Source organism: Ruegeria sp. G7, assembly GCF_056535465.1.
The window spans coordinates 1,985,749-2,008,414 of record NZ_JBQFIL010000001.1 but is presented as its reverse complement, the minus strand read 5'-3'; the positions used below and the strand labels follow the sequence as shown (position 1 = coordinate 2,008,414).

Here is a 22,666-nt window from a genome sequence, read left to right as displayed (position 1 = left end):
TCCAATGGGAATTTTTGATTTTCTGACCGGCGAATTTATTGACGTCATCCACTGGGTCGACGACACCCGCGACACCATGGTCTGGCGGTTCGAGCGTGAAGGCCACGAGATCAAATACGGCGCCAAGCTGACCGTGCGCGAGGGTCAGGCGGCGGTGTTTGTGCATGAAGGGCAGTTGGCAGATGTATTCACGCCGGGGCTCTATATGCTTGAGACCAACAACATGCCGATCATGACCACGCTGCAGCACTGGGATCACGGGTTTCAGTCGCCCTTCAAGTCCGAGATTTATTTCGTCAACACGACCCGCTTCAACGATCTGAAATGGGGCACCAAAAACCCAATCATGCTGCGCGATCCCGAGTTCGGCCCGACCCGTATTCGCGCCTTTGGCACTTACACGGTGCGCGTCAAGGATGCGGCCAAGTTTCTGGTCGAGATTGTGGGTACCGATGGTGAGTTCACCATGGATGAGATCAGCTTTCAGATCCGGAACATCATCGTGCAGGAGTTCAGCCGCGTCATCGCGGGGTCGGGCATCCCGGTTCTGGACATGGCCGCCAACACCGCCGATCTGGGCAAGCTGATCGCGGCCGAGGTCTCGCCCGTTCTGGACGGCTATGGGCTGGAGATGCCCGAGTTCTACATCGAGAACATCTCGCTGCCGCCCGCGGTCGAGGCGGCGCTGGACAAGCGCACATCGATGGGGCTGGCTGGAGATCTGGGCAAGTTCACCCAGTATTCAGCGGCTGAGGCCATGACGGCGGCCGCCAATAACCCCGGTCAGGGCGGCGGCATGGGTGCCGGTCTTGGCATGGGCATGGGTATGGCGATGGCGCAGCAGATGTCGAACATGGCAGCGGGTCAGCCGAGCGGCCCGTGGGGCGGTTCCGCCCCCGCTGCCCCGCAACCCTCGGCGCATGCGGCACCGCCCCCTCCTCCGCCGGTTGAGCATGTGTGGCATATCGCCGTGGATGGGCAGACCAGCGGGCCATTCTCAAAGGCCAAGATGGGGCGCATGGCCGCTGACGGAGAGCTGACGCGCGACACCCATGTCTGGACCGCCGGTCAGGACGGTTGGAAAAAGGCGGGCGACGTGCAGGAACTGGCGCAACTGTTTACGATCCTGCCGCCTCCGCCACCGGGGGCGTAAGGTGATTAACAAACCTATCGACACGACACCTTATTCGACAAGGGTTTATGTGCACGCCGTGAATCTATGTGCACTATTGGGTTGCCCTGCCTATGTGGGGTCCTGGCTTCTCCTCGAAGCTCTGCGCCGTGACAGCTGGGACCCGATGTTAGGGCATTTCGTTATGTGGTCCATTCTCGGACTCCCGTTTGCCTTCTTGATCTCGTGGACTCTTGTCACACCGGTTCTGCACGTTTTGATGCGTAAGACGGTTAGTTATCTTCGTGCCGCCTTATGGGGAGCGGGCATTGGCCTGAGTCTTGTCGCGCTTGGCATAGCAATCGGCCGTTATTTGGGCTGGCGACAATCCAACAACCCAAATTTCGGTTCAACTATTGGCGGTATTGGGGCTGTTCGTTCGATTGACGGAATCCTGACACCCTATGGATGGTGGGTACTGGCCCAGAATTCGGCTGCTTTCTTCGTGATCTGCGTTATGAGCGCGCTTTTGGTGCGTTGGCATATCGGACCCGGTCGCCATGAATTCCCCAACGAGAACAACCTATGACAGACGAACACCGCTTTCCCTGCAACCAATGCGGGGCGGATTACCGGTTCAACCCCGGTGACGGGACGCTGACCTGTGATCATTGTGGTCATTCCGAACCCATCGGTGCGGGCCCCTGGGGCGGCGCGAGCCTGCGCGAGCTGGATTTTGACGCTGCGATAGCGGAACGTCTGCCGGACAGCGAGATCGAAGAAACCCGCGTTCTCACTTGCCCGAACTGCGCTGCGCAGGTCGAATTCGACCCGAACACTCATGCCGCCGAATGCCCGTTCTGCGCCACTCCGGTCGTGACGGATACCGGTGTGAGCCGTCATATCAAGCCGCGTGGCGTTCTACCCTTTGCGCTGGATGAGCGCAGTGCACACAAGGCGATGGGCAACTGGCTGGGGCGGCTTTGGTTCGCTCCAAACGGGCTTAAGGAATACGCCCGCAAGGGGCGCAAGATGCAGGGCATCTATGTGCCCTACTGGACCTTCGACGCCGACACCAAGTCCAGCTATCGGGGGGAGCGCGGCGTCGTTTATTACGAAACCCGGACCGTCATGCGGGATGGGAAACGCGTGCAGCAGCAGGTGCCCAAGGTGCGGTGGAGCCCAAAATCTGGACGCGTGGCACGGTTCTTCGACGATGTGCTGGTGCTGGCCTCTCGGTCGCTGCCCAAGTCCTACACCGACGCGCTGGAGCCATGGGATCTGCCCGCGCTTGAACCTTATCAGCCCGAATATCTGGCCGGTTTTCGGGCCGAGGCCTATACGGTCGAGTTGCGAGAAGGATACTCCGAGGCGCGGGCGCATATGGCCCGGGTGATCGAACGCGACGTGCGGTTCGACATTGGCGGTGATCGCCAGCGTATCCATGCGGTCGATACAGATGTGCGCGATGTCACGTTCAAACACATTCTTCTGCCGGTCTGGATGGCGGCCTACAAGTATCGCGGCCAGACCTATCGCTTTGTCGTCAACGGGCGCACCGGTCGCGTTCAGGGTGAGAGGCCATGGTCCGCGATCAAGATCACCATCGCGGTTGTTCTGGGCCTTCTGGTCGCTGCTGGCGTTGGATATCTGGTGGCGACCGGCCAGCAATAGCCTTGCGCATCGCGCGCCCTGACGTCATCTTCGCCCCGATCAGACCGGAGGCACCCGTGACATTCACAGCGTTGAACCAGTTGCTGCACGCGCGCCAGTCCTGCCGTGCGTTTCGGCCCGATCCGGTGCCGCGCGATCAGATCGAACAGATCGTGTCCAGTGCCAGCCGTGTGCCCAGCTGGTGCAACGCGCAGCCTTGGCAACTGACGATAACAACCGGACCCGAGACCGACGCGTTCCGCGCGGCCCTTCTGCAAGAGGCGACCAGTGGCACCCCGGCACCGGACCTGCCCTTCCCGACCGGCTATTCCGGTGTTTATCAGGAACGCCGCCGCGCCTGCGGATGGGCGCTGTATGACGCGGTGGGGGTTGAGAAAGGCGACCGCGCCGGTTCGGCCCGGCAGATGATGGAAAACTTCACCCTTTTCGGCGCCCCACATTGCGCGATCCTGTCAAGCCCGGCAGAGCTGGGCGCCTACGGCGCTATGGATTGCGGAGGGTTCGTGACGGCGTTCACTCTGGCGGCGCAGGCGTTGGGCGTGGCTACCATCCCGCAGGCCGCAGTTGCGTCGTATGGCCCATTTCTGCATCGCTATTTCGACATCCCTAATGATCGCCTGATCCTCTGCGCGATTTCATTCGGCTATCCCGATCCCGACCACCCCGCAAATGCGTTTCGAACGGATCGCGCTGAGGTCAGTCAGATTGTCGACTGGCGCGGATAAACCAGCACTTCACCAAGCGAGAAACACAATCATGCGCGCTTTGCTTCAACGAATTTCCCGGGCCTCGGTGACCGTCGACGGCTCGGTCATCGGTCAGTCGGGACCGGGATTGATGATCCTTGTCTGCGCGATGCAGGGAGATGGCGACGCTCAGGTCGTGCAGCTGGCGGAAAAGGTCGCAAAGCTGCGGATTTTCAAGGACGAAGCGGGGAAGATGAACCGTTCGATTCTGGACGTTGGGGGCTCGGCGCTGGTGGTCAGCCAGTTCACGCTGGCCGCAGACACCTCGCGGGGCAACCGGCCCGGATTTTCCGCAGCCGCCCCGGCAGCTGAGGGCGAACAGTTATACGAGGCTTTTGCCCGTAAACTCGCGGCTCTGGGTATTCCGGTGGAAACCGGAGCGTTTGGGGCAGATATGGCGGTGGAACTGGTCAATGACGGGCCGGTTACGATTTGGATGGAAAGCTGATGCAGACGTCACAACTGGCTTTGGACTTCTGGCGCGCTGGCGTTGCAGCCGTTGACGGCTATCGCGCGACCCTAGAGGCCACGCGAGATATGGACCGCCCCGATCAGATTCTGGCGGTGGGCAAAGCCGCAGGTGCGATGGCACGCGCAGCGGTGGAACGGTTCGGTGATGTGCCCGCTCTGGTCGTGACCAAGGATGGACATGGCGACGGGCTGCCTGCGCATATCCGGGTGATCGAAGCATCTCACCCGGTTCCCGATGCCCGTTCACTGACCGGGGGCAGTGCGCTGCGCGAAGCTGTTGAAGGGATGCCCACGGGCAGCCATGTGCTGCTGCTGGTTTCGGGCGGCGCGTCGTCTTTGGCCGAAGACTTAATGCCAGGAAACAGCCTTGAAGATCTTGCGGCGCTGAACCGTCAGCTGCTGGCGGACGGGCTGGATATCGGCGCGATGAATGCGGAACGGCGCAAACTGTCCCGGATCAAGGGCGGCGGGTTGTTGTCGCATTTCTCAGGGGCAAAGGCGACGGTTCTGGCGATCTCGGACGTGCCCGGTGACGATCTGGGCGTGATCGGGTCCGGTATCGGATCACTGCCGGACGCGCCTGCGTTTTCGGCGCAGACCTCGATCATCGCATCCAACGCCCATGCGCGCGACGCGGCTGCACGGGCGGCGCAACAGGCCGGGCTTGAGGTTCTGGCCAATGAAGAGGCGATGCATGACGACTATCTGACCGTCGCGACCCGTATCGGCGCGCGGCTGCGTCAGATGCCCAACGGCGTGATGGTGTTTGGCGGAGAGCCTACGGTGGTTCTGCCCGCCTCTCCCGGTCGCGGCGGGCGCAATCAGGCGCTGGCGCTGGCCCTGGCGCGAGAGATTGCGGGGCAGCCCGGATTGACCGTGATCGTCGGCGGCACCGATGGCACGGACGGGCCGACCGACGCCGCCGGGGCCATTGTGACCGGAACCACGTGGAAACCTGAGGCCGAGGATTATCTGCAGCGCGCCGATAGCGGCAGTTTCCTCGACACGGCGGGGGCGTTGCTGGTCACGGGGCCGACTGGAACCAATGTCATGGATCTGGTGATTGCAATCCGGGACTGATCTGACATCTTGGCCGGGTCCCTTTTCGGCCCGGAGATCAGACACATGGCGCAGCCCCCCAACACACTTCGCGAGATCGAGGACATCGCCGATATGGGCCTCACCATGCCCGACGGCTGCCGCCTGTCGGCGCGCGTCTGGCGGCCTGTCGATGCGCTCGACCACCCGGTTCCCGCGATCCTCGAGCACCTGCCCTATCGCAAACGCGACAGCACCGCGACCCGTGACGCGCTGACCCATCCGTGGTTCGCCAAGCGCGGCTATGCCTGCATCCGCGTCGACATGCGCGGGAATGGCGACAGCGACGGGCTGATGGAGGATGAATACACCCAACAAGAGCTGGATGATGCCGTCGAGGTGATCCGCTGGCTGGCCGATCAGCCATGGTGCAATGGCTCGGTTGGGATGATGGGGATCAGCTGGGGTGGGTTCAATTCCCTGCAGGTCGCGGCGATGCAACCCGAGGCTCTAAAGGCGATCATCACGTTGTGTTCGACGGCGGATCGGTATGCTGATGACATCCACTACAAGGGCGGCTGCCTGCTGAACGAGAATCTGGGCTGGGGCGCGACGATGTGGTCCTATTCCTCGCGCGCGCCGGACCCAGCGTTGCGGGACAACTGGCGTGATCTCTGGCTGAAGCGGCTTGAAAACGAACCCTTCCTGCCCTCGGTCTGGCTGCGCCATCAGGCGCGAGATGCCTATTGGCAGCATGGCTCAGTCTGCGAGGATTTCAGCGCCATTCGCGCCGCCACACTGGCAGTCGGCGGCTGGGGGGACTCCTACAAGAACACCGTGCCGTTGCTGGTTGAGGCGCTCGATGCTCCGGCAAAAGGAATCGTTGGCCCTTGGGTCCACAAATATCCGCATTTTGCCGTGCCCGAGCCGCGCATCGGCTTTCTGCAAGAGGCGCTGCGCTGGTGGGATCATTGGCTGAAGGGCGAGGATACCGGGGTTGCGGATGATCCTGACTATCGCGCCTATGTCATGGACGGCGTGCGGCCCGCGCGCTGGTACAACGAACGGCCGGGAAGATGGATTGCCGAGGCCGAGGGGGCGACCTCCCACCTGCCCACAACGGCGCTGCGCCTGACGGATAATGGTCTGGGCAGCGATGGGCCGTTGGATATGCGCATCCGGTCGCCGCACACCTGCGGGATGGAGAGCGGCGAGTATTGCGCGATCTGGCTTGGCCCCGACATGCCCGGCGATCAGCGGGGCGACGACGCTTTGTCCGTCTGTTTCGACGGCCTGCCCCTGGAAACAGATACCGAGATCGTTGGCGCGCCGAAAATCCGGCTGCGGCTGAGCGCCGACAAACCGCAGGCGCAGATTGCGGTTCGGCTGAACCATATCCACCCGGACGGAGCCTCGACCCGGATCACATATGGCGTGCTGAACCTGACCCACCGCGACAGCCACGCCGAGCCAACTGCGCTGACGCCCGGAGAGGTCTATGACATTGACATTGACCTCGACCATATCGCCTATCGCATGCCCAAGGGGCATCGCTTGCGGGTCGCCGTTTCAAGCGCCTACTGGCCGCTGATCTGGCCGTCACCCGAAACTGCCGAACTGCATCTGACAGGCGGCGAGATCATCCTGCCGACCCGTGAACCGGGCTGCGCGGATGAATGTGCTTTTCCTCCACCCGATGCTGAGGCCCCGCGCGCCGTCACAACATTGCGAGAGCCGCGGAACGCGCGTCGGGTCGAGACAGATATGAACTCGGGCCTGACCCACCTGATTATCGATGATGACTTCGGCAAGGTTCGCGACGAAATGCATGGGCTGATCAATGGAAGCTCTGCTTTCGAGAAATGGTCGATTCACCCCGATGACCCTCTGTCCGCGCGTGGCGAATGCCGCTGGACGCAGGAGATGGAGCGTGATGACATCCAGCTTCGGACCGAAACGAACTGTGAAATGTGGTCTGATTCGGAGCATTTCTTCCTGCGCGCCGAGATAAACGCATATGAAAACAAAAATTTGATATTTTCGAAAACGCTGGAGGACACTATCCCGCGTGACGAAATGTGAATTTAAGGTTCATAGAGCGACGGATTATTGCTTGCCCGGCGGCCTGAAATGCGCCTAACTTGACTCAAGCGTCAATAAAAAGCCCGACAACGGGATGGCCATCCAACCAATTGGGAGATTTCTGGATGAACGATCAACTCACTCACATGTCTAAACTCGTCGCGGCAGGCAGAATGTCGCGACGTGAGTTCATGGGCCGCGCTGCGGCCTTGGGTGTATCCGTCGCAATGGCGGGCAGCGTATTCGCAACCGCAGCGCGGGCCGCTGGACCGGTCAAAGGCGGCACCATCCGCGTCGGCATCCAGGGCGGCGGCTCGTCCGACAGTCTTGATCCAGCGGTTGCAGCCAACGCCACCGCGACGCAGGTCATTCGCCTCTGGGGTGAACCGCTGCTGGAGCTGGACCCCGACGGAGGCCTGTGGCCGCGTCTGGCCGAAAGCTTTGAGGCATCGGCAGATGCGCGCGTCTGGACGTTCAAGATCCGCTCGGGCGTGAATTTCTCGAACGGGAAGCCGCTGACGGCAGATGACGTTCTGGCGACGATGGAACGCCATTCCGGCGAAGATACGAAATCGGGTGCATTGGGCATCATGCGCGGCATCCAAAACATGAGCGTCGATGGGGATCTCTTCATTGTTGAGCTTGAAAAGCCCAATGCCGACCTGCCCTATCTGCTGACTGACTATCACCTGGTGATCCAGCCAAATGGCGGCAATGACGACCCGACCGCCGCGATCGGCACCGGCCCTTACACCCTTACATCGGTCGAGCCCGGCGTGCGCTTTGTCGGTGAAAAGAACCCCGAATACTGGGATGAGAACGTAGGTCATGCGGATACGATCGAACTGATCGTCATCAACGACGACACCGCCCGCGTTGCGGCCCTGCAATCGGGTCAGGTGCACATGATCAACCGCGTGCCGCCGCGCACCGCAAATCTGGTTGGTCGCGCACCGAACATCACCCTGCGCACCACTTCGGGTCCGGGACACTATGTGTTTATCGCACACACCAACACTGCGCCGTTTGACAACAAGGATCTGCGGTTGGCGCTGAAATACGGCATCAACCGTCAAGAGATGGTCGACAAGATCTTGTTCGGCTATGGCTCGGTCGGGAATGACACGCCGATCAACAGCTCGTACCCGCTGTTCACCGAGTTGGAGCAGCGCGAGTATGACCCGGACAAGGCCAAGTTCCACTTCAAGGAATCCGGCTATGACGGGTCGATCTTGCTGCGGACCTCGGACAACTCGTTCCCCGGCGCACCCGACGCAGCGGCCCTGTTCCAGCAGTCCTGTGGCGCCGCCGGTATCAATATTGAGATCAAGCGCGAACCCAATGACGGCTACTGGTCCGAGGTCTGGAACAAGCAGCCGTTCTGCACCAGCTATTGGGGCGGACGTCCGACACAGGACTCGATGTTCTCGACCGCCTATCTGTCGACGGCGGACTGGAACGATACCCGCTTCAATAACGAGCAGTTCGACCAGCTTCTGTTCGCCGCACGCGGCGAGCTGGATGAAGGCAGCCGCAAGCAGATGTACGCGGATATGTCCACCATCCTGCGCGATGAGGGTGGTCTGATCTGCCCGATGTTCAACCAGTTCGTCGATGCGACAACGACCGATGTAGAAGGTTGGGTCGAGGCGAAGAACGGGTTCGACCTCAACAACTTCTACGCTCCGATGACCATGTGGGTTGCTGCCTGATATGGGAGTCGCGATGAAACTTGTGGTCCAGCGCGTTGCGCTGGGCCTTTTGCTGTTATTGGCCGTATCCGTGCTTATTTTCGCCGGTACGCTCATCCTGCCCGGCGACGTGGCCCAATCGATCCTGGGCCAGTCCGCAACGCCCGAAGCGCTCGCCAATCTGCGCGAAGAGCTTGGATTGAACGAACCTGCCATTACCCGCTATTTCGACTGGCTGTTTGCTGCATTGCAAGGTGATCTGGGCACTGCACTGACCAATGGTCGCGACATTGCCGAGAGTATCGGTCAACGCATGTCGAATACCCTGTTTCTGGCCTTTTGGGCCGCCATTATTTCGGTGCCGCTTGCGATCCTGCTGGGCCTGATCGCGGTGCGCTATAAGGACCGCTGGCCGGATAAGCTGATTTCAGCCGTGACGCTGGCATCGATCTCGATCCCCGAATTCCTGATCGGCTATCTGCTGATGTACTTCATCGCTGTGAAACTGGGCTGGTTCCCCTCGGTCGCGATGATCGGCGATCATATGAGCCTGCTGCAGAAGCTTCAGGCCATCGCGCTGCCCGTCATGGTGCTGACGCTGGTAGTGCTTGCGCATATGATGCGCATGACCCGCGCGGCGATCCTGAACGTGATGCAATCGGCCTATATTGAAACCGCGGAACTCAAAGGTCTGACCGGGTTTCAGGTGATTGCGCGTCACGCCTTTCCGAACGCAATCGCGCCCATTGTGAACGTCGTGATGCTGAACCTCGCCTACCTGGTGGTTGGCGTCGTCGTGATCGAAGTGGTCTTTGTCTATCCTGGCATGGGCCAGTATCTGGTGGACCACGTGGCAAAACGTGACGTGCCGGTGGTACAGGCCTGTGGCCTGATCTTCGCCGCCGTCTATATCGGCCTCAACATGGTTGCGGACATCGTCTCGATCCTGGCCAACCCGCGTCTGAGGCATCCGAAATGAAGAACATTCCAATCTCTGCACTGATCGGTCTGTTCCTGACGGCCCTCTACTTTCTCATGGCACTGTTCGCCCCGCTCATCGCGCCTTATGGCATGGCGGAAATCGTCGGTGGTGTATGGGAACCCTCCAAGATCGAGATCATGCTTGGGATAGCGCCCGAAGGTTTCACCGAGTCGAATTTCTGGCTGGGTACCGACAATATCGGCCGCGATCTGCTAAGCCGCATGATCTATGGCGGACGCACCACCATCTTCATCGCGACTGCTGCGACGATCTTGTCCTTCGTGACCGGCTCGGTCCTGGGCTTCTTTGCAGCCGTAATGGGGGGCTGGGTTGATCAGGTCCTATCGCGTTTTGTCGATCTGATCATGTCGATCCCGACGCTGATCTTCGCCCTTGTGGTGCTGTCGGTGATGCCGGTGACCGTGCCGATCCTGATCGTCGTGATGGGCCTGCTGGATTCGACCCGTGTCTACCGTCTGGCGCGTGCCGTGGCTGTCGATATCACCGTCATGGACTATGTCGAAGCCGCCCGTCTGCGGGGGGAGAAAATCGCCTGGATCATCTTCCGCGAAATCCTGCCAAATGCCCTGTCGCCGCTGGTCGCGGAAATGGGCCTGCGGTTTATCTTTGCCGTTCTGTTCGTCTCGACCCTGTCGTTCCTGGGCCTCGGCGTGCAACCGCCCGAAGCTGACTGGGGTGGCATCGTTAAGGAAAACAAGGAAGGCATCGTCTACGGCATTCCCGCCGCCCTGCTGCCCGCTGTTGCCATCGCGACCCTGGCAATCTCGGTCAACCTTGTGGCTGACTGGGTCCTGAACCGCACCACATCGCTGAAAGGAGGCCGGGGATGAGTGATACCCTTCTCAAGGTCCGCGACCTCAAAATCGGCGCGACCGTCTATCCGCCGGGGAAAAGCCCCATGACATCGAGATTGTGCACGGGGTCAGCTTTGACCTTGAGCGCGGCAAGGTGCTGGGGCTGATCGGCGAATCCGGGGCTGGTAAATCCACCATCGGTCTGGCCTCGATGGCCTATGGCCGGGGCGGCGTAAAGATTACCGGCGGCGAGGTCTGGGTGAACGGGCGCGACATTCTGAAATCAGGGCTGCGCGACATTCGCAGTCTGCGCGGCGGCGAGGTCACTTATGTCTCGCAATCCGCCGCGGCCTCGTTCAACCCGGCCAAAAAGATCATGGATCAGGTGGTCGAGGCATCCGTCGAGCACAAGAAATTCTCGCGCAAAGCAGCCGAGGCTCGTGCGCGGGAATTGTTTGCCAAGCTGGGTCTTCCAGACCCGGACAATATCGGCGAACGCTACCCGCACCAGGTTTCGGGCGGGCAGTTGCAGCGTTGCATGACCGCACTTGCGCTGTGCCCCGAACCTGATCTGGTGGTGTTTGACGAGCCCACCACGGCGCTGGATGTGACCACACAGATCGACGTTCTGATGGCGATCAAAGAGGCGATTGCAGACACCGGTGTTGCCGCGCTTTATATTACCCACGACCTTGCCGTTGTCGCTCAGGTCAGCGATGACATCATGGTTTTGAAAATGGGTGATACGGTCGAATACGGCACCACGGATCAGATCATCAATAATCCGCAAGAGGACTATACCAAGGCGCTGGTCTCGGTCCGGTCCATCGAGCATGAAGAAAAACAGCCCACGCCCGAACCGGTGCTGCAGGTCGACGGTATCACCGCCCGTTACAAGGGGCTGAATTTCGACGTCCTGCACAATGTCAATGTCGAGCTTCATCCGGGGCAGACGCTGGCGGTTGTGGGCGAATCCGGCTCGGGCAAGTCCACGCTCGCACGGGTGATCACCGGCCTGCTGCCGCCCCGCGATGGTGAGATCACCTTTGCCGGGCGCAAGCTGAGTCCCGATCTGAAGGGTCGCTCGATCGAAGACCTGCGCGAGCTGCAGATGATCTATCAGATGGCTGATGTCGCGATGAACCCGCGTCAGACGGTCGGTACGATCATCGGACGACCGCTGGAGTTCTACTTCAACATGCGCGGTGCCGAAAAGCGCAAGCGGATCATTGAACTGCTGGATGAGATCGAGCTGGGCGAGAAGTTCATGGATCGCTATCCGGCGGAACTGTCTGGTGGCCAGAAACAGCGTGTCTGTATCGCGCGGTCCCTGGCGGCCAAGCCCAAGATGATCATCTGTGATGAGGTCACCTCGGCGCTCGATCCGCTGGTGGCGGATGGCATCCTGAAACTGCTGCTGGACCTGCAGAAGATCGAGGATGTGGCCTATCTGTTTATCACCCACGATCTGGCGACGGTGCGCGCGATCAGCGACAGCATCGCGGTGATGTATCAGGGCCGTGTCGCGCGGTATGGTCCGAAATCACAGGTGCTGAGCCCGCCGTTTGACGATTATACCGACCTGCTGCTCAGCTCGGTCCCCGAGATGCAGCTGGGTTGGCTGGAAGAGGTGGTCGCCCATCGCAAGATGGAAAGCGCCGGGAACTGATCGCTGCACGCGACAAAATCATGAAACCTCGAAATCCCGGCGCGTTGGTGTCGGGGTTTTGCTATCCCGGGCGTGAATAGGCATCCATTGGGCAACAGATCCCATAGCGTCTGGGGCAGTATGAATTCAAAGGGGCCGAGCCATGGACCGCAAACTTCTTCTCATCATCCTCGACGGCGTCCCATGGCGTAATTTCCGCCGGTTGTTCGGCAATCTGGAAGGCTGGGTCGATAAGGGCGACGCCCGCGTGTGGAAGCTCCGCTCGGTGCTGCCGTCTACCTCGGCCAGTTGCTATGCTTCGATCCACACGGGCGTCACCCCGCAAGAGCATGGCTGCACCGGCAACGGCAATGTCTTCCGCCTGAGCCACAAGGACGTGTTCAGTCAGGTGCGCGAGGCCGGGGGTGTCACCGGGGCCGTTACGCATAGTTACTGGTCGCAATTCTTCAATCGTCATCCGTTCGATTATGTGCGGGATGTGGAGTATGATGAACCGGACAGCAAGACCATCAATCATGGCCGGTTCCATACCATGACCGGCTATGGCAAAGCCAACCAGATGACCCCCTGCGACGTGGATCTGTTTGCGACGCTGACCAACCTGTGCCTGCGTCATGGGCTCGATTATGGCATTCTGCATACCTGCACGCTGGACAGCATGGGGCACCGGTTCTTCCACGACTGCGAAGAAATGGATCACGCCTGTTTCGTGATGGACGAGATGCTGGCGCCCTTTATCCCGAACTGGCGCAAGTTGGGTTATGAGGTCATCGTTACCGCAGATCACGGACAGGACGAGCGCGGCCACCATGGCGGGCGCAGCCCGCTACAGCAGGAAACGGCGCTGTATTATTTTGGTGACGCCGAAGGCCCCGAGGCGGATGCTGTGATCGATCAACTGCAACTCGCCCCAACGATTCTGACCAGGATGGGCGCCCCTGTGGCGGAGACAATGAAGGCGGAACCGTTCTTGCGCTGAGGGTTTTCGTCCGAACTTCCAACCAGTGCGCCATCTATGCGCCAAGTGTTCACAGTTGTGCGCCTAAGGCAGCCCAAACCGTCATTTCTTCGTCCGCGATAGTCAATGAAACCCGTCAACGGCCATCACCTGCTTTTCGCAGGATGTAAACATGCTGCCATCTGGCAACGGTCGCCCCATCCGAGGCAAGCATCCGATAGGAAAGACGGGCCAGCGCTACATCTGACACAAGTTCCTCGACCGAAAGCAGCTCCCCCGTCGGCTTCGTGATGCCTTGCTTTCGGTAGAAATCCATGAGAGCCACTCAATGGCTTTGAAATGCCTCGCGATCCATGGAAAAGTTACCTGTCGGGGACGGAAACAAACCAACTTCGTCCCAAAGCTCGACAAGTGCCGACACGTCTTCGCGCGCAAAGGCATCTATATAGGCCGCAAAGAACCGCCCTATCTCGTTCTCGATATCTGATCGTGTGTCGTTCATGTGTTCGTCTGCGCAAAATTTATCCGCGTGCGGTCACGAGCAGATACCTCATTCTATTCGTAGGACCAAATCCCCTGCCCCAGCGCTTCAATCGCGACCGATATCCGCTCAAAGCTGTCTGCGGCACGTCTGACGGTTGTCCTCGCACGCAGGTAGCCGTGGATCAAACCGGGTTCGTTGATCCAATGCGCCTGTCCTCCGGCGGCGGTGATCCGGTTGCAGTAGGCAGCGCCGTCATCGCGTAGCGGGTCGCAATCGGCGGTGATGACAACCGTTGGTGGCAGACCCGAGAAATCGGTGTCTTGCAGGGGTGCAAAACTCGGGTCGTTTTCGGGCATATCGCCCCCGCAGCGGAGGTTCTGGTAGAACAAGACATCATCGCGGGTCAGCATCGGCGCGTTAGCATGTTCGAGGTAAGAGCCTTGCCCGGTATCCCCGCCCAGCCCCGGATAGATCAGTACCTGACCCAGCAGAGTATCCAGACGCCCGCGGCCATGATGCGCCACAGCCGCTGCGAGGTTGCCTCCGGCGCTGTCGCCAGCCAATACGATAGGATCACCGAACGCCGCAGCGGCCCAGTTCGTGGCCGCCCAACTGTCCTGAAACTGGGCCGGGTGGACGTGTTCCGGGCAGAGCCGATAGTCCACCGCAACGACCCGGTATCCCGTTTGCGCGCAAATCTCAGCGCAGACATCGTCATGGCTGTCCAGCCCGCCGACGACGAAGCCGCCGCCGTGAAAATAGATGACGCTGCGGGTTGGATCGCCTGCGGAATAGATGCGCACAGGTACGCCATCTGCGTCGCTGTCCTGCACCTCAACCCCCAGTGGGCGGGGTTGGCGGAAATCCTGACACATCACGTCATAAACGCGGCGTTGATCTTCGATGGACATGCCCACCGCGTCGTCGGGATAGCTTTCGGCGGTGCGACGTATGAACGCCCAGGTTTCTTCGTCGATCAGGCGTTCATAATCCATTGTCCCTCCGAAGATTTAGTCTGACCACTCCCACGGCCGGGTGAATGATCCCAGCACCTTGGCCACATCGTCCTCGGAAGACCCGTTCGCGTCAAGCTGCGCGACAAGGCCGCGTTTCTTATCGTCGATGACGGACACGACACGGGCACTGACGCCAGAGGTTTCCAGTGCACCATTATAGATGCGCGTGATAGCCTGCTTGCGCAGATCGGGTTTGAACACTTTGCCCACGGCAGTCTTCGGCAATTCGTCCAGAATGGTCATGTGCTTTGGCTGCGCCGCGCGTTCGTGGACGTGGACCTTGCAATAGTCCATCAGCTCTTTTTCGGTGACCGACGCGCCATCGACCAGTTCGACAAAGGCGCAGGGCACTTCACCGGAATGCGCATCCGGCTGGCCGATAGCCCCGGCAAACGCAACGGCCTCGTGACCTAACAGAGCCTCTTCGATCTCGGCCGGGTCGATATTGTGACCGCCGCGGATGATCAGGTCTTTGGCGCGTCCCGTGATCCACAGATAGCCATCCTCGTCAAACCGCCCCAGATCGCCGGTGCGCAGATATGTGTCGAAGTGATAGAGGTTGGTGTTCTTGTCGGCCTCGGTATAGGTGTTGCCCGGAAAAACACCGGGGTTCGAGATACAGATCTCACCGATCTCATCCGTGGCGCATTCCTTGGGCCCGTCCGCTCCATCCTGCAGGATTTTGACGTCCGTGTAGGGGAAAGGAATGCCGATCGAGCCGATCTTTTTCTCGCCATCCACCGGGTTGCACGAGACCAGACAGGTGGCCTCGGTCAGACCATAGCCTTCGACAATGGTAACACCCGTGGCTTCTTCGAAGCGCCGGAACAGTTCCACCGGCAACGGGGCCGAGCCCGAGAAGGCGGTTTTTACGCTTGAGATATCCGCATCCACCGGGCGCTGCATCTTGGCCGAAATCGCGGTTGGTACAGTGATGATGAACGATACCTGCCAGCGTTCGATCAGTTTCCAGAAATTGTCGAACACCCCGTCGCCGCGATAACCCTGTGGGGTCGGGAAAATCACATGCGCGCCTGAGGACACCGCGGCCATTACGATCACGTGCACGGCGAACACGTGGAACATAGGCAGGGGACACATGATCACATCATTTTCGTCGAACAGCAGCGTATTGCCCAGCCAGCCATTGTAGATCAGGCCTGAATATTTGTGCTGCGCCACTTTCGGCATACCGGTGGTGCCGCCGGTGTGAAAGTAACACGCGACGCGGTCTTCGGTGCTGTCTTCGAATGTCAGTGTTTTAGGCTGCTTGTTCAACTCGGCATGGAAATTCTTGTAATCCGCATGGGCCAGTTTTTCCTTGTCGCCCATCTTGGGACGCAGAAGCGGTACGATCCAGGATTTCGGCGGCGTCAGATAGCGGTTCAGGTCGATTTCCAGAATGGTGTTCACGCCGGGCGCATGGCGCACCGCCTCTTCGACCTTCTGGGCCACATCCGTCTTGGGGAAGGATTTCAGCGTGACCACGACCTTGGCCTTGGTCTCGCGCAGGATCGCCGCGATCTGTTCGGGTTCCAGCAACGGGTTGATCGGATTCACGATCCCCGCAACCGCGCCGCCCATCATGGTGACCAGCGTCTCGTTACAATTGGGCAGCACATAGGCCACCACGTCCCTTTCCCCCACGCCCAAGGATCGGAACAGGTTGGCCGCCTGATTGACCTGCCCCAGCAGTTCGGACCATGTCAGCGTCTCAGCCTTGTCAGTCGGGCCCGAGAACAACTGAAAGCTGATCGCCTTGTGGTTCGGGAATTTGCCTGCCGTCCGGGACAGCAATTGATGAAAGGTGACGGGCACATCCCGATCCTCCCACGCCATCTCTTGCTCGATGCGTGCCTTGTCTTCGAATCCCACAAAGGCCATGTGGCTCCTCCCCTTATGTCTCCCGTGTTGTGCACGGGCTTGTGTCTCGCCTCCAAGATGGAAGCAAAACGGAACCCGTGCAAGCGAGGGCTTAGCTTTCAGGTGGGGGAAAATGTAGAATGACGCTACGGCGAAACGCGATATGCCCGAGCGTCACTTTATTCAGCGGCCACCCCGTCGGTGAATTGCAGGCGGGCCAGACGAGCGTAAAGACCGTCCTGCGCGACCAGATCGTCATGGGTGCCTTGCGCCACAATGCGCCCCGCTTCCAGCACGATGATCCGATCAGCTTTCTTCACGGTCGCCAACCTGTGCGCCACGATCAAGGTCGTGCGGCCGGCCCGCATGGTGTCAACGGCACCTTGCACCGCCCGCTCGCTTTCCGCGTCCAGCGCCGACGTCGCCTCATCCAGCAGCAACACCGGAGCATCCCGCAGGATGGCGCGCGCGATGGCGATGCGTTGCTTCTGGCCGCCCGACAGCATCACGCCACGCTCACCGACGAAGCTGTCGTAACCTTCCGGCAAGGCAGAAATGAACTCATGCGCGGCAGCGGCTCGGGCAGCGGCCTCGACCTCGGCATCTGTCGCGTCAAGGCGGCCGAAGCGAATGTTCTCACGGGCCGAGGCCGCAAAGATCACAGGGTCCTGTGGCACCAGCGCCATGTGCTGTCGGAATTCGGCGCGATTCAGGTCGCGCAGGTCTAGCCCGTCAAGGCTGACCTGCCCCGCATCGGGGTCATAGAACCGTTGGATCATCTGGATCACGGTTGTCTTGCCGGCACCGGACGGGCCGACAAAGGCAACGGTTTCGCCCGGTTTGATCTGCAGCGACAACCCATCCAGCGCCACGATGTCGGGGCGCGCGGGATAGTGAAATGTCACATCCTCAAAGCGGATTTCGCCGCGCAGGGGCGCAGGCAGAGCTTTGGCCTGAGACGGATCATTCACCGTATCCTGCGCGTTCAGCAGTTGAACCAGACGTTCCGTCGCCCCCGCAGCACGCTGCAATTCGCTCCAGATTTCCGACAAGGCCGCCACTGAGCCCGCCATGATAATCGAATAGATCACGAACTGAATCAGCACGCCTTCGGTCATAACGCCGTTGCGCACGTCATTCGCGCCCATCCACAGGACGCCGACGATGCCCGAGAAGACCAAGAAGATCACAATCACAGTCAGCACAGCGCGCGTCTGGATGCGACGCAAAGAAACTTGGTACGAAGTTTCTGTCATCTCTCCGAACTGCGCGCGGCTGGCCTGTTCATGGGTAAACGCCTGCACCGTCTGCACCGCGCTCAGCGCTTCGCCCGCATTGCCGGATGAGGCTGCGATCCAATCCTGATTTTCCCGGCTGATCACCCGCAGCCTGCGCCCCAGCACCAGAATAGGCACGATCACCAGCGGGATCAGCAGCAGAACCATCCCGGTCAGCTTGGCCGAAGTCAGCAGCATCAGCACCAGCCCGCCCACAAACATCAGAAGATTGCGCAGGGCGATGGACACCGATGAGCCCAGTACAGACTGGATCAGGGTGGTGTCGGTGGTGATGCGGCTCAGGACCTCTCCGGTCATGATGCGTTCGTAAAACTCGGGACTCATGCCGATCACACGGTCGAACACGGCCTTGCGGATATCGGCCACCACCCGCTCGCCCAGCCGGGTCACCAGCGCATAGCGAATGCCCGTGCCGATCGCGAGGATACCGGCAATGCCAAGGGCTGCCAGAAAGTACCAGTCCAGAAGCTCTCCGTCCTCGATGCGGAAATTGTCGACCACGCGACGCACGGCCAGGGGCAAGGTCAGCGTCATGCTCGCCGTCAGGATCAACGCCAGCGTCGCGCAAATCATCAGCAGCCAGTAGGGCTTCATGAACGGCCAAAGCGACCGCAGGACGCCAATTTTTTTCGAACCGGCCCGTTCTTCATGCGCACCGGGTGCATTTGCTGGACTGGCGGAGCGTGTTCTTGCCATGTCTGGCCCTTGTATTCTGGTCTCAGCCCCTATCGGGCATCAATCCCCGCTTCATGGCGATGCAGGTCCATGGGGTCAAGCTTTGGCCGCCCATCGGGCCGCAATCCGGGCCTTTTGACGCAATTATCATGTGGGGAAGAACTGGAGCGGGCGGCGGGAATCGAACCCGCGTCATTAGCTTGGAAGGCTAAGGTCTTACCACTACACAACGCCCGCTCAGCACTAGGGCTGACTATTCCATGCGCCAGCAGGCGTCAAGAAGCGAAATCACCCGTTTGCAGCGTTTTGCCGTCTTGCGGTTTGCCTGCTCGCAGCGGCGATCACGAAAATGTGTTATGGTGTGCAAATCCGCATCGCGTTGGCGCATTGGCGGATTTATTGTGGGGGGAGTTTCAGATGACCGATTTTGACCTTGGCACGTATGAACGCAAGATCACCACCGCCTCGGCAGATGCGCAACGCCTGTTCGATCAGGGGCTGATCTGGCTGTTCGGATATAATCACGAAGCGGCGGCGCAGTGTTTTGAGCAGGCCATCGCGCTGGATGCGGATTGCGGCATGGCCCATTGGGGTGTCGCCTATGCAATTGGTCCCAACTATAACAAACCGTGGGAGTTTTTTGAGCCCGACGAGAAAGTCGCGACGTTGAAGCGCGCGCATCAGGCAATCGACGCCGCGATGGCGCTGCGCGATAAGCTAACGCCCGTTGAGTCAGCGCTTATCGAGGCCATCGCCCATCGTTTCCCCACCGACCCCGAGATCGAGGATTATGCGCCGTGGAACGACGCCTTCTCGGATTCGATGCGCAAGGTTTATGGCGACTATCCTGACGATCTTGAAGTCTCGTCGATCTTTGCCGAGGCGCTGATGAATCGAACCCCTTGGATGCTGTGGGATCTGAAGAACGGGGTGCCTGCCGAAGGGGCCTCGACCACCGAGGCGCAGGAGGTTCTGGAGCGCGCCTTTGATGCCCTGCCCGGTGCATGGGACCACCCCGGCCTGCTGCATATGTATATCCACCTGATGGAGATGTCGCCGACGCCTGAAAAGGCGCTGCAGCATGGCGACCGGTTGGTCGATCTTGTGCCCGAAAGCGGCCATCTGGTGCATATGGCCACGCATATCGACGTGCTCTGCGGCGACTATCAGAATGTCGTCTGGCGCAATCACCGCGCCGCTGAGGTCGACAAAAAGTACGAAGCTATGGCGGGGGGTGAGAACTTCTATACCGTCTACCGCGTCCACAATGTGCATTTTGAGGCCTACGGCGCGATGTTCCTCGGCCAGCCCGAAAAGGCCCTTGCCGCGTCCGAGGAACTGATGCGGATGTTGCCCGACAACGTGATCCGGTTCTTTCCCGACCTGTTCGAATCCTTCTATGGCAAGAAAATCCACGTCATGGTCCGGTTCGGCATGTGGCAGGAGATTCTGGACGAGCCCCTACCCCAAGACACCGAGCTTTACAGCTATACCACCGCCGCGATCCATCAGGCCCGCGCCGTGGCGCTGGCCAATCTCGGGCAACTGGACGCCGCGCAAGAGGCCCGCGGGCAGGCCGTTCAGGCGCGTCAGGCGGTCCCGGAAAGTCGGCTGGTTTTCAACAACACCGCCGAAGACGTCCTGATGATCGGCGAGGCGATGATGGACGGAGAGATCGCTTTCAAATCCGGCGATCACGAAGGCGGGCTGGCCCATCTGCGCCGTTCGGTCGAATTGGATGACGCGCTGGTTTACGACGAGCCATGGGGCTGGATGCAGCCCACGCGCCATGCGTTGGGGGCGTTGCTGATGGAGGCCGGTCAGTTCGAAGAGGCCGAGGCCGTCTATCGCGCCGATCTGGGGCTGGACAACACGCTGGCACGTGCCTGCCAGCATCCCCGCAATATCTGGAGCCTGCACGGGTTGCACGAATGTCTGGTTCGGCGCGACGAACAGACCGAAGCGCGGCATATCAAGCTGCTGCTGGATCAGGCCTCGGCCCGCGCCACGGTGCCGGTGCATGCCTCCTGCTATTGCCGCAGCAAGGCCAAAGCGGCCTGATCCACGTGCAGTCTGGGCGGAAACACACGCGTCTGCGCGACGTTTGAGCCTGTTGTTATTCTTCTGTCACACTCGCGCACTACATCCGCTTTGGAACTTCAACCCAGACAGCCGGGAGCTATCCATGACCGACATCGACCCCACCACACTGTCCGCAGACGATTGGGACGAACTGCACTTCCCCCGCCCCGAAGAAAACGACTTTGACCGCGTGGTCGAAAGCGCCATCTCGCGCCGGGGCTTTCTGGCCGGTGTTGTGGCCTTTGGCTCGGGTGCTGCAGCTATGGGCGCAGGCCTTATGGGCTCGACCTCGGCACAGGCGCAGGCGGCGTCGCGCTTTGCGTTCACCCCGATCCCTGCCCAGACCGATGGCACCGTGCATGTGCCGGAAGGCTATGAGTGGAAGATGCTGATGCGCTGGGGCGATCCGCTGTTTTCTGAGGCCGATGGCTATGACCTGACCGATGGCGGCGCGGTCGAGAACTCGGACAAGGTCTTTGGTGAGAATACCGACGGGATGGAGACCTTCTCGTTCCAGGGTCACGAGTTGATCGCGATCAACCATGAATACCCGAACCGCAAGATCAACCTGCCTGCCGCGCAGGACGGTGTGCCTGCAAATGCTGGCGACGTTCTCAAACTGCAAAACCTGCAGGGTGTAACCGTGATGGAAATTACCGAAGGCCCCGAAGGCTGGTCCGTCGTGAAAGACAGCCCCTTCAACCGCCGCATCCACCACAACACCCCGATGAAGATCGTCGGCCCCGCCGCCGGTCACGACCTGCTGAAGACCGACGCCGACCCGACCGGCACCGCGTCGCTGGGTACCATGAACAACTGCGGTTCGGGCAAGACGCCGTGGGGCACCTATCTGACCTGCGAAGAGAACTTTAACGGCTACTTTGGCTCGTCGAACGAAAACGCCAGCTATGACCCCAAGGTCGCCGATGGCATGACGCGCTATGGCATCAAAGCCGAAAGCTGGAACGGGTATGAGTTGTTCGATCCGCGCTTTGACACCTCGAAAAACCCCAACGAGCCGCATCGTGCGGGTTGGATTGTCGAGATTGACCCGACCAAGCCAGACAGCACGCCGGTCAAGCACACCGGTCTGGGCCGTTTCAAGCACGAGAATGCCGAAGTCACGCTGGCAGCAGACGGTCGCGTCGTGGTCTACATGGGTGACGATGAGCGTGGCGAATACCTCTACAAGTTCGTCTCGAACGCGGCCTATGCCCCCGGTGTCGATACTGAGGCGCTGCTGAACGACGGCACGCTCTACGTTGCGAAGTTCAACGACGACATGAGCGGCGAGTGGCTGCCCCTGACGCCGGAAACCACCGGCATGGACCCGGCCGAGATCCTGATCTTCACCCGAATGGCCGCGTCGGCAGCAGGCGGCACCACCATGGATCGCCCGGAATGGGTGGCCTCCAGCCCCGTCGCGGTCGAGGCCTATTGCTGCCTGACCAACAACAAGAACCGTGGTGTGAAGCCGAATGCGGGTGGCGACGATACCTCGGCCAACGGCCCCAACCCGCGCGAGGCCAACAAATACGGCCAGATCGTGCGCTGGCGTCCGGCACAGGATGATCACGCGGCCACCGGTTTCGACTGGGATCTCTATGTCATGGCGGGCAACCCGACAGTGCATTCGGACGACAAGGCCGGATCGGCCAATGTGAACGAGGGCAACCTGTTCAACTCGCCCGACGGTATGGCCATCGACTCGACCGGTTTGGTCTGGATCCAAACGGACGGCAATGACGACAACGAGGAAGACTTCGCAGGAAACGGCAACAACCAGATGCTGGTTGGCGACCCTGTGACCGGCGAGATCGTGCGCTTCATGACCGGCCCGAACGGGTGTGAGGTCACTGGTCTGGCATGGTCGACCGACCTGCGGACGATGTTTGTCGGCATCCAGCACCCGGGCAGCAACTGGCCCGATGGCGGCACACCACGCTCGTCGGTGATCGCGATCAAGCGCACCGACAATGGGCTGGTCGGCTAAGCACTTTGCATCTTAAGA

18 protein-coding genes, 1 tRNA gene and 1 pseudogene are annotated in these 22,666 nt (G+C 60.4%); 14 read left to right on the top strand and 6 right to left on the bottom strand.

Annotation, left to right across the window (positions count from 1 at the left end):
• Positions 1-4: 4 nt before the first annotated feature.
• From ACR3EN_RS10075 to ACR3EN_RS10020, 12 genes and pseudogenes are all read left to right on the top strand, one after another.
• Positions 5-1,153: an SPFH domain-containing protein gene (locus tag ACR3EN_RS10075; protein ID WP_480822897.1), complete on the top strand. Its 1,149-nt coding sequence runs from the start codon at positions 5-7 to the stop codon at positions 1,151-1,153.
• Between the two features lie 238 nt (positions 1,154-1,391).
• Positions 1,392-1,700 carry a hypothetical protein gene (locus ACR3EN_RS10070; RefSeq protein ID WP_480918412.1) on the top strand — a complete coding sequence of 103 codons (309 nt, stop codon included), beginning with the start codon at positions 1,392-1,394 and terminating at the stop codon, positions 1,698-1,700.
• Complete coding sequence (locus tag ACR3EN_RS10065; RefSeq protein WP_480822901.1) at positions 1,697-2,785, top strand: TFIIB-type zinc finger domain-containing protein; 1,089 nt, start codon at positions 1,697-1,699, stop codon at positions 2,783-2,785. The genes ACR3EN_RS10070 and ACR3EN_RS10065 overlap by 4 nt, the downstream gene beginning before the upstream one ends.
• A gap of 56 nt (positions 2,786-2,841) precedes the next feature.
• Positions 2,842-3,510, top strand: a complete 669-nt coding sequence (locus ACR3EN_RS10060; RefSeq protein ID WP_480822903.1) for a nitroreductase — start codon at positions 2,842-2,844, stop codon at positions 3,508-3,510.
• 31 nt (positions 3,511-3,541) lie between these two features.
• The gene (dtd, locus tag ACR3EN_RS10055; RefSeq protein WP_480822905.1) at positions 3,542-3,979 is read left to right on the top strand and encodes a D-aminoacyl-tRNA deacylase; all 438 of its coding nucleotides are present in this window, start codon (positions 3,542-3,544) and stop codon (positions 3,977-3,979) included.
• On the top strand, positions 3,979-5,082 hold the full coding sequence (locus ACR3EN_RS10050; protein ID WP_480822907.1) for a glycerate kinase type-2 family protein: 1,104 nt from the start codon (positions 3,979-3,981) through the stop codon (positions 5,080-5,082). Before dtd ends, ACR3EN_RS10050 begins: the two co-directional genes overlap by 1 nt.
• Positions 5,083-5,127: 45 nt before the next feature.
• Entirely contained in the window at positions 5,128-7,122 is a 1,995-nt protein-coding gene (locus ACR3EN_RS10045; protein ID WP_480822909.1) for a CocE/NonD family hydrolase, read from the top strand.
• A gap of 125 nt (positions 7,123-7,247) precedes the next feature.
• On the top strand, positions 7,248-8,834 hold the full coding sequence (locus ACR3EN_RS10040; protein ID WP_480822911.1) for an ABC transporter substrate-binding protein: 1,587 nt from the start codon (positions 7,248-7,250) through the stop codon (positions 8,832-8,834).
• A gap of 1 nt (position 8,835) precedes the next feature.
• Positions 8,836-9,792, top strand: a complete 957-nt coding sequence (locus ACR3EN_RS10035; protein WP_480822913.1) for an ABC transporter permease — start codon at positions 8,836-8,838, stop codon at positions 9,790-9,792.
• On the top strand, positions 9,789-10,646 hold the full coding sequence (locus ACR3EN_RS10030) for an ABC transporter permease (RefSeq protein WP_480822915.1): 858 nt from the start codon (positions 9,789-9,791) through the stop codon (positions 10,644-10,646). The genes ACR3EN_RS10035 and ACR3EN_RS10030 overlap by 4 nt, the downstream gene beginning before the upstream one ends.
• Positions 10,643-12,279, top strand: a pseudogene (locus ACR3EN_RS10025) (ABC transporter ATP-binding protein). Before ACR3EN_RS10030 ends, ACR3EN_RS10025 begins: the two are co-directional and overlap by 4 nt.
• A 142-nt stretch (positions 12,280-12,421) precedes the next feature.
• Positions 12,422-13,258: an alkaline phosphatase family protein gene (locus tag ACR3EN_RS10020; protein ID WP_480822919.1), complete on the top strand. Its 837-nt coding sequence runs from the start codon at positions 12,422-12,424 to the stop codon at positions 13,256-13,258.
• Positions 13,259-13,373: 115 nt separating this feature from the next.
• On the opposite strand, the gene ACR3EN_RS10015 is transcribed toward ACR3EN_RS10020, so the two are convergent.
• The 6 genes from ACR3EN_RS10015 to ACR3EN_RS09990 all read right to left on the bottom strand — a co-directional run bounded on the left by ACR3EN_RS10015 (position 13,374) and on the right by ACR3EN_RS09990 (position 18,810).
• Positions 13,374-13,553 carry a hypothetical protein gene (locus ACR3EN_RS10015; protein WP_480822921.1) on the bottom strand — a complete coding sequence of 60 codons (180 nt, stop codon included), beginning with the start codon at positions 13,551-13,553 and terminating at the stop codon, positions 13,374-13,376.
• Between the two features lie 9 nt (positions 13,554-13,562).
• Complete coding sequence (locus ACR3EN_RS10010) at positions 13,563-13,739, bottom strand: Cif family virulence factor (RefSeq protein ID WP_480822923.1); 177 nt, start codon at positions 13,737-13,739, stop codon at positions 13,563-13,565.
• A 53-nt stretch (positions 13,740-13,792) separates the two neighbouring features.
• Positions 13,793-14,716 carry an alpha/beta hydrolase gene (locus ACR3EN_RS10005; RefSeq protein ID WP_480870596.1) on the bottom strand — a complete coding sequence of 308 codons (924 nt, stop codon included), beginning with the start codon at positions 14,714-14,716 and terminating at the stop codon, positions 13,793-13,795.
• Positions 14,717-14,731: 15 nt separating this feature from the next.
• Positions 14,732-16,621 carry an acyl-CoA synthetase gene (locus ACR3EN_RS10000; protein WP_480822927.1) on the bottom strand — a complete coding sequence of 630 codons (1,890 nt, stop codon included), beginning with the start codon at positions 16,619-16,621 and terminating at the stop codon, positions 14,732-14,734.
• 158 nt (positions 16,622-16,779) lie between these two features.
• Positions 16,780-18,594: an ABC transporter transmembrane domain-containing protein gene (locus tag ACR3EN_RS09995; protein WP_480822929.1), complete on the bottom strand. Its 1,815-nt coding sequence runs from the start codon at positions 18,592-18,594 to the stop codon at positions 16,780-16,782.
• A gap of 142 nt (positions 18,595-18,736) precedes the next feature.
• Positions 18,737-18,810 (bottom strand) — tRNA-Gly (locus tag ACR3EN_RS09990).
• Positions 18,811-18,990: 180 nt separating this feature from the next.
• Between ACR3EN_RS09990 and ACR3EN_RS09985 the strand changes: the two genes are divergently transcribed.
• Both ACR3EN_RS09985 and ACR3EN_RS09980 read left to right on the top strand, forming a co-directional pair.
• Positions 18,991-20,634, top strand: coding sequence for a hypothetical protein (locus ACR3EN_RS09985; RefSeq protein WP_480822931.1), 1,644 nt, complete (start codon positions 18,991-18,993; stop codon positions 20,632-20,634).
• 124 nt (positions 20,635-20,758) lie between these two features.
• Positions 20,759-22,648, top strand: a complete 1,890-nt coding sequence (locus tag ACR3EN_RS09980; RefSeq protein WP_480822933.1) for a PhoX family protein — start codon at positions 20,759-20,761, stop codon at positions 22,646-22,648.
• The last annotated feature ends 18 nt before the right edge of the window (positions 22,649-22,666 follow it).